The organism is Saprospiraceae bacterium (genome assembly GCA_016713025.1).
GTDB lineage: Bacteria > Bacteroidota > Bacteroidia > Chitinophagales > Saprospiraceae > OLB9.
Map to the genome: position 1 here is coordinate 1098348 of JADJPZ010000004.1, position 13442 is coordinate 1111789.

Annotated in this window: 13 protein-coding genes and 1 pseudogene; 4 read left to right on the forward strand and 10 right to left on the reverse strand. The window is 37.1% G+C overall.

The window, feature by feature from the left end:
* Positions 1-7: 7 nt before the first annotated feature.
* Positions 8-1084, forward strand: a complete 1077-nt coding sequence (locus tag IPK35_11100) for an FAD-binding oxidoreductase (GenBank protein ID MBK8053788.1) — start codon at positions 8-10, stop codon at positions 1082-1084.
* 710 nt (positions 1085-1794) lie between these two features.
* Here the strand turns inward: IPK35_11100 and IPK35_11105 are convergent.
* The 8 genes from IPK35_11105 to IPK35_11140 form a co-directional block, all read right to left on the reverse strand.
* On the reverse strand, positions 1795-2292 hold the full coding sequence (locus tag IPK35_11105; GenBank protein MBK8053789.1) for a M48 family metallopeptidase: 498 nt from the start codon (positions 2290-2292) through the stop codon (positions 1795-1797).
* A complete protein-coding gene (locus IPK35_11110) occupies positions 2187-2534 on the reverse strand; it encodes a hypothetical protein (protein ID MBK8053790.1) in 348 nt (115 codons plus the stop codon). Before IPK35_11110 ends, IPK35_11105 begins: the two co-directional genes overlap by 106 nt.
* Entirely contained in the window at positions 2527-3594 is a 1068-nt protein-coding gene (gene serC, locus IPK35_11115) for a 3-phosphoserine/phosphohydroxythreonine transaminase (protein MBK8053791.1), read from the reverse strand. The genes IPK35_11110 and serC overlap by 8 nt, the downstream gene beginning before the upstream one ends.
* A gap of 147 nt (positions 3595-3741) precedes the next feature.
* Positions 3742-4437 (reverse strand): aspartate/glutamate racemase family protein, encoded by a 696-nt coding sequence (locus tag IPK35_11120; protein ID MBK8053792.1) that lies wholly within the window; start codon positions 4435-4437, stop codon positions 3742-3744.
* Positions 4438-4464: 27 nt separating this feature from the next.
* On the reverse strand, positions 4465-5046 hold the full coding sequence (locus IPK35_11125) for a TIGR00730 family Rossman fold protein (GenBank protein ID MBK8053793.1): 582 nt from the start codon (positions 5044-5046) through the stop codon (positions 4465-4467).
* A 373-nt stretch (positions 5047-5419) separates the two neighbouring features.
* Complete coding sequence (locus IPK35_11130; protein ID MBK8053794.1) at positions 5420-6625, reverse strand: sodium ion-translocating decarboxylase subunit beta; 1206 nt, start codon at positions 6623-6625, stop codon at positions 5420-5422.
* A 2-nt stretch (positions 6626-6627) separates the two neighbouring features.
* Entirely contained in the window at positions 6628-8481 is a 1854-nt protein-coding gene (locus IPK35_11135; GenBank protein ID MBK8053795.1) for an oxaloacetate decarboxylase, read from the reverse strand.
* A gap of 35 nt (positions 8482-8516) precedes the next feature.
* Positions 8517-8729 (reverse strand): hypothetical protein, encoded by a 213-nt coding sequence (locus IPK35_11140; protein ID MBK8053796.1) that lies wholly within the window; start codon positions 8727-8729, stop codon positions 8517-8519.
* Between the two features lie 309 nt (positions 8730-9038).
* Between IPK35_11140 and IPK35_11145 the strand changes: the two are divergent.
* The 3 genes and pseudogenes from IPK35_11145 to IPK35_11155 all read left to right on the forward strand — a co-directional run bounded on the left by IPK35_11145 (position 9039) and on the right by IPK35_11155 (position 11925).
* Positions 9039-10336 (forward strand): annotated as a pseudogene (locus IPK35_11145) (aspartate kinase).
* Positions 10337-10382: 46 nt separating this feature from the next.
* Entirely contained in the window at positions 10383-11282 is a 900-nt protein-coding gene (locus tag IPK35_11150) for a DNA/RNA non-specific endonuclease (protein ID MBK8053797.1), read from the forward strand.
* On the forward strand, positions 11275-11925 hold the full coding sequence (locus IPK35_11155) for an HAD family phosphatase (GenBank protein MBK8053798.1): 651 nt from the start codon (positions 11275-11277) through the stop codon (positions 11923-11925). Before IPK35_11150 ends, IPK35_11155 begins: the two co-directional genes overlap by 8 nt.
* A 25-nt stretch (positions 11926-11950) precedes the next feature.
* On the opposite strand, the gene IPK35_11160 is transcribed toward IPK35_11155, so the two are convergent.
* A complete protein-coding gene (locus IPK35_11160) occupies positions 11951-12541 on the reverse strand; it encodes a hypothetical protein (protein ID MBK8053799.1) in 591 nt (196 codons plus the stop codon).
* A gap of 14 nt (positions 12542-12555) precedes the next feature.
* A complete protein-coding gene (locus tag IPK35_11165; protein MBK8053800.1) occupies positions 12556-13410 on the reverse strand; it encodes a hypothetical protein in 855 nt (284 codons plus the stop codon).
* Between the last annotated feature and the right edge of the window lie 32 nt (positions 13411-13442).

Sequence of the window (13442 nt, forward strand, 5' to 3'; positions counted from 1 at the left end):
AACACCAATGGATTTAACAATTATTGGTTCAGGTATTGTAGGGTTGAGTACAGCCATTTCCATCAAAGAAAAACAACCTTGGCTTACCGTAAAAATTCTTGAACGAGGAAGTCTGCCATATGGTGCGAGTACAAAAAATGCAGGATTTTCATGTTTTGGATCAGTTTCTGAAATACTTGATGACATACAGCAGATAGGAGAGGAGCAGACCATGGAGATAGTAAAAATGAGATATCAGGGTTTGAAAATACTTAAATCTCGAGTCCAGCCTCAAGTCATGGAGTACCAGCATCACGGTGGAACTGAGCTCTTTCGAAAATCAGATAATATACTTAAAGAACAATGTATCGACAGCATCGCATATTGTAACCAATTAATGCATTCTCACCTGGATATTTCCCATTGTTATTCACTGGTCAAAAATCGCAAATTGACTACCTATGATACAGATGCTATTTATAATGCATCCGAAGGTATCATCAATCCGGTGGCCATGATGAATGCTCTAAGTCGAAAGGCTGTTGATCTTGGTATTTCTGTTGTGTATGGGATAAATATTACAGAAGTGGATAGACAAAATAAAGTGATAAAAACGGACCAGCACCTGATCATCGAATATAAGAGACTTATTGTGTGTACTAATGGATTTGCTGCTGCTTTGTTTCCCGAATTAGAAGTTGTGCCTGCAAGAAATCAAGTATTAATTACTGAAAAACTGGACAACAATCCTTTGGATTCAGGATACCACGTGGATAAAGGCTATGTATATTTTCGAAATTATGAGGGCAGGATCCTCCTTGGTGGTGGCAGAAATCTGGATCATGCAGGCGAGTCAACGGATCAGTTCGGACATACAGCATTGTTACAGCGATATTTGAAAAAGATATTGGAGGAACTGTATCCGGGTGCTTCTTCAAAAATTTATCATTGGTGGAGCGGTATATTAGGCATAGGTCCATCGAAATACCCGATTTGTAAATGGGTTGATGAAGATATTATTGCCGGTGTAAGACTGGGTGGGATGGGAGTGGCCATTGGTTCCTACTTGGGTGAAAAGCTCGCCTGTGAAGTCATAAAGTCCTAATTCGACTTTGTCACCTTCAAAAATCTTAGTCAATTACTTTCATCAGAATGTAATTCATCGGAAACATGATATTTTTGTGTGCATTTCATTTTTTCGCACTATGCTCGATTTCTTATCAAGTTTCGTTTGTTCGTTGTAGCTTTTAACTACGATGCAATATATTAAGACATCTTGCCTGAATCGCTAAAAAAAATGATGATTTTAATGTGAGACTAAAAAATGAAATACACCCTTCTATTATCTCTAATCTTTATGTCCGAGATTAATAAAGGGACGTAGTCCTGCGATCTTTGTAGCAAAAATATCCACACACCATCATGTAGGGGCGTAGCCCTGTGATCTTAAAAGATCTGGTAAATACAAGATATCAGGGCTACGCCCCTTACGTTTCAGGTGCTAATGTTTTTTACAAAGACGACAGAGCTACGCTCCTGCCCCGATAGGCGGGAGTAATTTATCTTCAGGATCATGTCTCTAAAGCATCGTTTGTTCGTCTTAGCATTTTACTACGGTGCAATATATTAAGACATCTTGCCTGAATCGCAAACATAATTGATGATTTTTAATGTGAGGCGAAAAAATGAAATACACCTATATTTTTTCATAGTTAAAGATAAATGTATGGGTGAATTAGGTCACAACTCTTGGGTTAACCCAACAGTTTCCAATGAATCGGAAAGTCCGGATAATTAGACAAAGTAGTCATATATTTAAAAATCAAACTTTCCGTTGTTGATCTTTAATATTTTTTCTTTTGCGGGATAATCAGGAATGATATTTTCAACGATGCTCCAGAAGCGGTCTGAATGATTCATTTCTACGAGATGTGCGAGTTCGTGCACGACAACATAATCTATGACGTCATCCGGAGCAAAAAACAACCTCACTGAAAAATTTAAGTTTTTCCCGGTCGAGCAACTGCCCCAATTAGATTTATTATATTTCAAACGAACGCCATTGATGGGCTTATTGAAGTATTTCAGGTTGAAGTGGTTAACTTTTTTTATAATATCGGGAAGAAAATAATTTTGAGAAAATTTTATCAACAAATCTTTTATAAGCTTTTGTCTGTCATATTGACCTGTTGCCGGAAGTTCCAACATCAGGGAATCATCCTTTTGAAGCTTAATAAGTCCACTTTGTCTTTGTGATTCTGTAATGTGTAATATGAAAATTTTTCCACCAATGTGAAATTTCTGAAGATGCATATACTCTTTTTCAAAGTGTATCTTTCAAAAACAGACGGTTTTTTTGATTTTAAATCTGTGAGCCATGAAGTCGCCCAATCAATATGCTTTTCAATATTGGTTTTAAACAAAATAGCTTTGGGTATACGCAATATCACATGAGTACCACCTAAAGCCACTCGTGTACTCATTCTCTTTTCTATGATGATTTTGACCGGTATTCTCAATCCGTCAATATCAATATAGTATTGCTTATCAGCCATTTAACTTCTCAAAATCCTTCATGACATCAATCAAAACATTGACTCCTTCCAACGTCATAGCATTGTATATAGATGCCCTGAAACCTCCCACTGATCTATGTCCTTCCAGACCTGCACAACCTGCAATTTTACATTCATCAAGGAATTGTTTTTCTTTTTCTTTGTTATGCAAAAGGAAACACACATTCATATTTGACCTATCCTCAAGAGCTGTTGGTGTATAAAACAATGAATTTCTTTTTATTTCATTGTATAGTGCATCAGCTTTCTCCTCATTTTTCTTTTGAATGGCAGATACACCACCATTTTTTTTCATCCATCTTAGTGTCAGCATAGAGACAAATACCGGAAATACAGGTGGAGTGTTATACATTGATCCTGCTTCTATATGATTCAGATAGTCCATCATCGCAGGTATTGGTCTGTTTACCTTACCGAGAGCTGATTTTTTTACAATAACCAGAGTGGTGCCAGCTGGTCCCATATTTTTCTGAGCACCGGCGTATATCAAATCAAACTGAGATACGTCAATGGTTCGACTGAAAATATCAGAAGACATATCACTAACCAGAGGGACATCTGTCGCAGGAAAACTCTTGTATTGGGTTCCGAAAATGGTGTTGTTACTGGTCACGTGAAGGTATCTGTATGAAGGATCTATTTCATAACCCTTCGGAATATAGGAGTAGTTTCCATCTTTTGAAGAAGCGATCACATCAACTTTACCATACAATTTACCATCTTTTATGGCTTTGCTGGCCCAGGTTCCTGTGTCGGTGTAAGCAGCTTTCATACTTTCGTCCAATAAATTCATAGGGGCCATGGCAAATTGTAAACTTGCTCCACCACCAAGAAATAATACTTCATAGTCGTCCGGCACATGCAACAGCTCTTTGACCAAAGCAACGGCTTCGTCCATAACGGCAATAAATTCTTTAGACCTGTGCGAAATTTCAAGTAATGAAAATCCCATTCCTTTAAATTCAATTACTGCTTCTGCAGCTTCCTTCATGACTTCTTTAGGAAGTATAGCTGGACCGGCATAAAAATTATATTTCATTATTTTATTTTTTTTAAGCAATTATTACAAAATAATAACAAATTTCCCGCAAATATAACACATAATTTGGTAGTATGGTTTTAACATAGCATCATTTTTGTCTAAATAAAATTTCGCTTTTATCAATTCATTTACCCTATCCAATGCTCATTTTTCAAGTGCCGTCACAGCACAAGCTTCTGCGTGTATCGTAGTGGTGTCAAATAATCTATAGGGAACATCTGTGCTTTTGACCAGCATACCTATTTCCGTACATCCCAGAATAATACCTTGAGCACCACTTTCTATCAGTTGGTCCATTATTTCGATATACCTGAGTCGTGATTCATTCCTGAGTTCTCCTTTCACCAATTCTTCATATATTATCCTATGTATATCGTTCCTTTGGTTTTCATCCGGTATGATGATGGTAGCGAGGCTCTCTTTTTCTAATTCATCTTTAAGAAAGTTTTGTTCCATGGTAAATTTTGTACCTAAAAGTGCAGCGGTGTTGATGTGGTTATCTACGAGCACTTTGGCCGTGGCAGTGCCGATATGAAAAAAAGGCACATTTATGCTGGACTGAATGTCCGGTGCAAGTTTATGCATCGTATTGGTACAAAGGGCTATAAAATCCGCACCAGCATTTTCTAAGTTTACAGCAGCATCGATGAGTATATCTGATAACTTGTTCCATTCACCTTGGTGCTGTAAATGTGCTATGACACTGAAATCCAGCGAGTAAAGAATACATTTTGCTGAGTGATGACCACCCAGAATGAATTTAATTTTTTGATTGATCAATTGATAGTACAAAGCGGATGATTCCCATGACATTCCGCCTATGAGGCCTATGGTTTTCATTGAGGTAATTATATTATTCTCCTAACTTTATACTTGCCCAACATTTATCCACTTGGCTTTTACCGGAGGCTGATATGTTTTCATTTTATCCAGCAAATCTGGTATTTCCTGACTTACCAATACCATATCCCTGTTGCTTTGTCTCAATAGATTTTGTTTGACCATGTTATTAAAAAAAGCTATCAGAAGATCATAAAAACCACCAACATTCAAAATTCCGACTGGTTTTGCATGTAATCCAAGCTGCCCCCATGTCAGCAGTTCAAACATTTCATCCAGGGTGCCAAAGCCACCTGGCAATATGATGGCACCATCTGATTGATCAAACATAGTCATTTTGCGTTCGTGCATTGATTTCACTTCGATGAGTTTTGTCAGATTTTCATGAGCAATTTCTTTGTGTTTGATAAAGGTAGGAATCACACCAATCACTTCACCGCCCGCATTCAATGCAGCATCGGCTATTGCACCCATCAACCCGACTCTTGCCCCACCATAGATGATCGCTATTTCCTGTTGGGCCAGATACACTCCCAAGTTTTGAGCTTCTTTGCAGTATTGCTCATCCTTTCCCACTGACGAACCACAAAAAATAGCTATAGATTTTATATTTGTTTCCACATTAAATATTTTATAATGTTCACTTCAAATTTCATTAAGTTAACGTCTGTCTTAAGTTTAAAGTCAAAAATTTCTATAGGGTAAAATTACAAAATTGGTCAGTATATATATAATAAATTCAAAGTAAATTTGATAAGAATTCATTTAAATTAGCCAAGGTAGGTGCAGTCCTATTTCTTTCCACAACTTATAGGCTAAAATTATAGTATGGAGTAGGTGCCAGGTTTAAAAAATGATTAAAAATTTCTTCACTTTTACTTTCATATCCAAAAGCAATCATATTCTGAATGAAAATATGACTCATAAAGTATTTATTTTCAGAATTTTAGCTTATTGAGCTTAAAAATTGCTCAAAGGCACTTTATTGCAAAAATGAGATCAATACCCCTGCTGCTACTGCACTCCCTATCACCCCGGATATATTGCTGGACATGGCGTACTGGAGGATATGATTACTGGAATCATATTTGAGTGCAAGCTCATTGGCTACGCGGGACGACATAGGTACTGCACTTAAGCCTGTGGCTCCGATAAGTGGATTGATTTTCTTTTTTGAAAAGCGATTATATATTTTTACAGCATAAATTCCTCCCGCCACTGATAAGCAAAATGCCAAAAATCCGCCCACTATGATCATCAAGGTCTGAGGTTGCAAAAAGGTAGACGACGTCATAGTTGCCCCAACTGTAAGCCCTAAAAATATTGTAGCAGTATTCAAAATGGTCTCGGACGCTGCAGCAAAAAGCCTGTGCGTATCAGTGCCGATTTCTTTTACCAGATTTCCAAATAGTAACATACCTATAAGAGGAACTGATGACGGAATCAATAAAGATACCATAATACAAAGGACAATAGGGAAAATGATTTTTAATAGTTTCAGATTTTTAATCTGTAAGCTTGGTGGATACAACTTGTCCTGTTCTTTCATGTTGATGCAAAATTCTTTTTCGGTCATCGTAAACTTTGCAACCAACGGTATGATGACAGGAACCAATGCCATATAGGAATATGCGGCGATGGCGATAGGACCCAATAAATGTGGGGCAAGCTTTATAGCAGTATAAATAGCTGTAGGTCCGTCAGCTCCTCCGATGATACCCAGCGCAGAAGCTTCTTTGAGTGTAAAACCAAGATTTACACTTAATATCAGAATCAAAAATATACCTATCTGTGCAGCTGCCCCGAAATAGGCCAACCTAAGATTTCTCAACATCGGACCAAAATCGGTCAATGCTCCAACTCCCATAAATATCAAAGGGGGCAATAATCCGGTTTTGATCAGAAGATAGTAAAGCATATTCATTATGCCATGCTTTTCGGCTATTTCAAGGATAGTCATTTCAGAAATCCCATTCTCAATAGTAGCCGGGACTACGCCCATATTTCCACCCGGAAAATTTGCCAGGAGTACTCCAAAAGCTATCGGAACTAAAAGTAAGGGTTCGAATTTTTTACCGATACCAAGGTATAATAAACTAAGGGCAAGTACTATCATCAAAATGGACAAAGGATCTTCCAGAAAGGCACTGAAAGCTGTCATTTCGTATATTTTTTGAAGTATTTCCATGCTCAGATCAGTTTTATCAGGTTTTGGTCCTCTTCTACGTCTCTTCCTTTTGTCACCAATATCTCGGCCACAGTTCCTGACTGATCTGACGTGATGGCATTGATTACTTTCATCGCTTCTACATACGCTACCGTATCTCCTTTTCTAATTGAGTCACCAATTTTAATACCTACTTCTCCCGCATCTTTAGTGAGGAAGAACTTACCTTCAAGTGGTGAAGTAATGTAGTATGCCCCATTTTCATTTTGAACTTTTTCATTTGGTACTATATTACTTGTTGTAGATGCACCATCAGGATAGGATATTTTTACTTCATATTTTTCTCCTTTGACTTCGACATTTAAGATTTGGGGTAATATCTGAGATGTAGAAGCTGTAGGAATTGATGATATTGGTTTAATTCTTCTTATCATCAAGTCTGCTTCAAATTTTTCTTTAGCATCACCCGATTTATAAGCTTCATATTGTGTGGGATGCATAGCATATTCAAATAGCTCCTCATCATCTTGTCCGGGATCCCAGCCTTTATCTGTCATTTTTTGCCGGTACATATCCAGTTGATCAGGGTACAAATCCTGCGGATTGCCAGTAAAAAAAGTCTTTCTTTGACTTTTAGCCAATTCTATTATTTCTGTATCAAGTGGACCATATAGTTGTCCTTGCTGTCCCAGCAACATATTCCACGTATTTTCATCCAGCATCGACCAGCGGGATTTGCCTTTTTCCATTTGGATGACATTCATCAATGCTACGTTTTTTACATATTGACTGAAAGGTGTAACCAGTGGCGGATATCCCATTTTGGGCCACACATATTCTACTTCATCAAAAAGCTTTATGAGTAATTCGTCCTGGGTAAGTGGGGATTGATTATTTTTAATTTTCCAGGCATTAAGACTGTCCAGATTTTTGGTCAGGTCAGACATAAGACTACCCATCATGCCACCAGGCAGACCAGGGCCGATTAGAAGTGAATTCATTTCTCTGTTTTTGGGACTGATGTAGTATCCCAGAAAATCATCAATAAATTCCTGCGTGAGTGTGCGCACCTGCATATAAGCTTTCATATTGATATCTCTGACCGCAAAACCCGCATCTTTGAGCATTGCATGTATCGTAAGCAGATCGGCATGTCCGGTACCCCAGGATAGTGGTTCCATACCTGCATCAATGATATCAGCACCATTTCTGGCGGATTCCAGTGCAGAAGCCACGGAAAATCCAGGTGTTGAATGACCATGATATTGAATAATGATGTTGGGGTATTTCTCTCTGATTCCTTTGACGATTTTGCCAACTGATGCCGGCCTGGCAATGCCCGCCATATCTTTGAGACATATCTCTTCAGCTCCGAGTGCAATGAATTTGTCAGCAAGGTCTATAAAATATTCAATGGTATGCAGTGGAGATACTGTCATACTCAGGGCACCCTGAGCAATCATGCCTCCCTCTTTTGCGTACTGGAAAGACAGTGCCAGATTTTCAGGATTGTTTAAGCCATCAAATGATCTTGAAATGTCGGTTCCCTGGAGCTTCTTCAATTTGAACATAAGCCGCCGCACATCTTTAGGCACAGGGTTCATTCTCAAGCCATTCAGTCCTCTTTCAAGCATTTGAGTTTGAATCCCTGCATCGTTGAATGGTTGAGTCCATTTCCGTACCGCGACATTTGGGTTTTCACCATATAATAAATTGATTTGTTCAAAACCTCCGCCATTGGTTTCAACTCTTTCAAAACAACCCATTTGGATGATAGGTTCTGCAACTCTGACCAACTGATCCATTCGCGGCATATATTTTCCAGCAGATTGCCACATGTCCCGATACATCAGAGCCAGCTTGATTTCTCTTCTCATACGATTATTACTATTATTTCTGTTCGTGGGAACAATTATTTTTTCTTGATATATTCAATTTTTGCTTTTCCTTCCGTCAATTTTTTTATTGCTTCGACTATAGCAGTTTCGTTATTACTGGAAGTGGTCTCTGTTTTTAAAGATGTGAATGGTACTTCATGGATGTCAAGTTGTATTTTGTTTACCATTTTAATAAGGAAACCGCCACCTGATACTACTATTAATAAGATGAAAAATACCGATGACATTCCAATAATTAGTAGTAAAAAGGCGTTTGTGATTGTGTCTTCCATGATCAATAATAATAAGAATTTATGTTTTATAAACTTTGATTAAAATTTAATATTTCATTTAATAGGTGTTTTTTAAAATAAAATATGGAAATGTGATTCTTTGTTTGAGTTAAAAGAATTAAATTTCTCCATTATATAAAAGTTTATATTTTAAAACTAAAAAATCGAATAAAGGGAGCGAATGTAAGCTAATTTTTTAATTCTCGTTAACTTTGCGGTTGCTAAAAAAATCTTGAGTCAAATAATAAAATCATTTTTGGGGTTATGTCATTAAAAGTTTTTAAGTTTGGAGGGCTTCAGTCAAAGATGCTGATGGTTTTAAAAATGTCGGGAAAATTTTAACAAAATACAAAGACAATAAAATTGTTGTTGTCGTATCGGCAATGGGAAAAACCACGAACGCTCTAGAAGAAATTGTAAAGAGTTACTATGCCAGTGATGGTAATACCAGTACATTATTGCATCAGTTAAAAGCACATCATTTCAATTTGGTGAGTGAATTATTTGACGCAGGCAATGATGTACTGGATGATATCAATGATACTTTTGTAGAAATCGATTGGGTACTGGAAGAGCAACCTCACGAAGACTTCGACTACACCTATGATCAGATTGTGTCCATCGGAGAATTGTTGTCTTCAAAAATCCTGGCACATTACCTTAAGTCACTTCAACTAAAAAGTGACTGGCTGGATGTGCGTAGTGTCATACAAACTGACAACACATACCGGGATGCCCGAGTCATTTGGGATACTACTCAAAAAAATGCCACAAACAGGATTTTACCAACCTTAAAGGATGTTAATCATATAGTCACGCAAGGATTTATAGGGAGTACTTCAGAAAATTTTACCACAACTCTGGGGAGAGAAGGATCTGACTATACTGCTGCAATTTTATCATATTGTCTCGATGTAGAGAGTATGCATATCTGGAAAGATGTTCCCGGAGTATTGACTGGAGATCCCAGAATATTTGATGAGGTATTGAAACTTCCGAGACTATCTTACAAAGAAGCTATCGAGATGACATACTACGGTGCAAAAGTGATCCACCCCAAAACCATCAAACCTATCCAAAATAAACAGATACCGCTTTACGTAAGACCATTTCTTGACCCGTCAAGTGAAGGAACCGTCATAAGTGATGAAAAAGAATTGAGTTATCCGCCTGTGATCGTAATCGAGCATGATCAGGCCCTCCTTCATATTTCTACCAATGACTTTTCATTCGTAGCAGAACATCATCTTAGCATGATATTTTCACTATTGGCCAAATATCGATTGAAGGTCAATATGATGCGAAACACAGCTATCAGTTTTTCTGTTTGTATCAATAACATTCCCGATAGAGTCAAAAAATTTGAAAAGGAGCTTGGTGGCGAATTTAAACTGATTGCAGATAATGACCTTGAACTCATTACCATCAGACACTTTAACGAAGATATACTAAAGGATATGAAAAAGAACAAATTGATCCTGTTTGAAGAAAGGCTTCAGGATACGGTGCAGATGGTGGTCAAAAACTTACCGAAAATGAAGCGAAAAGATATTCAATCATAATGAGTGAAATGAAGTTTACTTACAAAAAATTATCTAATTTCCACTGATGGCTAATTTGAGAAGAAATCATGCCAGACAAGGACAAGGTCTGCAGACCACTTTCAGGCTTGTGATTTTTGTCTTTGTTGCTATAGGAGCTTTAGTGGGTGGCTACCTTTACCTAAAAAAGTATGGGAACGAATACTTCGAAACTGAAAAATTTGCTGAGTCTGATCATTTTGATAGAACATTTCTTCCTTCCGCCAGTGGTCAAGTGATTCATCACACCTATTACACGATGTCTTACAATGAGAAAAACGAACAAGCTCAATGGGTAGCATATATCATGGATCGAAAAATGCTCAATGTACCTAACCTTGCGCGGTATAATTATTTCGATCCTGACTATAAAGTGACCACAAGATCTGCTTTTCATCGGGATTACAACAGCTCCGGATACACCAGGGGTCATTTAGTTCCCGCTGGTGATATGGCTTTTGATACTTTGGCCATGCGTGAAACCTTCCTGATGAGCAATATTTCACCACAATTGAGAGCATTCAATAATGGTATATGGAAAGAACTTGAAGAAAATGTCAGAGACTGGACCTATAAGGCTGAAAGGCTTTACATTATTTCAGGGCCAGTTTTTTCTGGACCGCGCAAAACCATAGGGCGCGAAAACAAGATAACTGTACCTGATGCTTTTTTTAAAGTATTGCTGGATTATACTGACCCCGAAAGAAAAGCTATAGCTTTCATCATCCCACACGAAATGTCCGAAAAGAGACTTCAGGAATTTATGGTTTCGGTAGATGAAGTGGAAAGAGCAACAGGTATTGACTTTTTTAACGAAATGATCAATGATGTCGAAGAAGAAAAACTGGAATCTCAACTCGACAAAACCAAATGGAATGTAAGCGATAAGAGGTTCCAATTGCGCATCACAAAGTGGAATTATGAGTAATTTTTCAAAGGTTAAAAATGTAGTTTTTGATTTTGGTGGGGTCTTGCTAAATATAGATTATGACCTTACTTATTATGCATTGAGCAAAATCCTTCAAGTTGACTTCCATCCTGATAATCTTCCGGAAAATGTTGTAAAGATTTTTAACGAATTTGAAACAGGAGCAGTAAATAAAGAAACGTTCATATGGAATATCCAGCGTCTTGCAAATAAAGATGTACCGCAAGGCAAAGAAATTATTGATGCATGGAATGCTATGTTGATAGGCTGGGATTCTTCCATTTTTGACCTTTTGCTGGCTCTTAGAAAAAAATATAAAGTGTACCTACTGAGTAATACCAATGAGATTCACCTCGATTGGGTCTATTCTGATCTTGAAAAAAATCATGGTATTTCAGATTTTGATGTTCGTTTTTTTGACAAAACATTTTATTCGCATCTGATAGGATTCAGAAAACCTGATGTGGCAGTATATAATTACATCACCCATGATGCACCTATAAAACCCAAAGAGACAATTTTTATCGATGACATACTGCGAAATATTCAAGGTGCACAATCTGCAGGTTGGAGAGGATACCACCATCATCCTGATGACGATCTCGGTTTCGTATTAAGAGAAAAATTAAAACTGAATTTTTAGATACGTCTATCTACTCAATTGAATCTTAATCTTCAAAAAGATCATCTAATTTTCCTGTTTTTTTCAATTTTATAAAACATCGTGCGGCAGCTATAACATCAGCTCTTGCATTGCCTGCCGGTCCGTAAGTCTGGCCAAAACAAGTCCCATGCAATTCAGGAAGGGTAGGATACTTAAAACCACCTCCTTTTGAAGGTATTTTGCAATAATATGTTCCTTCTTCCATCAGGCAATATCTTTTTTTAGAAAACATATTGATACTTCTTTTTTCCCTGACATATTCTGCTCCCAAAATATTTTCATTATAATTCAGGTTGTGTGCAAAGATGAATTCAGCTTTCTCTGCACTTGCTGAAAAATTGTCAAGAATGGTTTGTAACTCAGCCTCCTTTTTTTTTATGTCTTCATCATCAATATGGGCTTTGGTTTTGGATTTTTCATCTATGGTGAACCCTTTGGCTATCGGGATACAATCAAAATCTTCTATAGGTTTATAGTCATCACCCAATAGTATCCAGCTGATATGTATCAACCTGGGCCACGATTGAATCTCCGTAAAATTGGCCTTATAGTTTGTATATGTAGCCATAGCAGAACAATCAAAAATTAAGTACATTGAATCTGAAATTTTTATTTTGGTAATAATGAATTCATAAGTTTAAGTCCTAATCCTTGAACAATGTTTTGAGAAAAACGAAATTTTGAAAGTGTATTAGCAAAAAAACCATGAATATGAAAATTATTTCTTGTGTCTTCATAGCAGTAAACACCAATTTTGTGATGAAACTCCTTTGCAGCTTCTTCTATCACCATTCTTTCATTGTTGACTATAGGAACCATTTCCCTGTTATGGATTTTGTTGAGAATTGTTCTTGTGACAAAGTCTTCTTTATGGCAAATATATGCCATCACTCCATGCCCGGGAGCAGGAATGAGTTCGGATGGATGGATTGAAATATATGACAGTGGTTGGCCATTGTCTTTGTATATCATATGGTAATCCAAGTTGGATATAACAATACCATCTATACCTTCAGAAAAAATGTTATTGATATCAGTATTTTGATTATATGTGTATAAAGTAAACGTACTATCTGGAAAAAGTGCGGTCATTTGCACACGCTGTCTCTCTGAAAAAACTGCAATTTTCCATCCTTTGTGAAGATCAGCTAAACTTGTCGGATGATGAGATTTTGATTTAAATAATACTCCTTCACCTGTATAAAATCTTTTAGAAATGGCAGAGATACAAAGACTGTCATGATGTTCAAATATAGGGCATTGATCCAAAGGATAACAAAAGGTATCAATTTTACCATCCCTTACAGCTTCTACCAATATGGAAAGTTGATCACCCTGAGATTCAATGCCAATGTTTTCTGTGGTACAGCTAATATTACAGTTTTTCAATTCAGATATAAAAAATTGATTAATACTTTTCAAATAGTTGTTTACTGTTCCGCCGATTTTCAGGATTTTGTCCAATGAGAAGGATTTATAATTTAGAGATGGGTCCC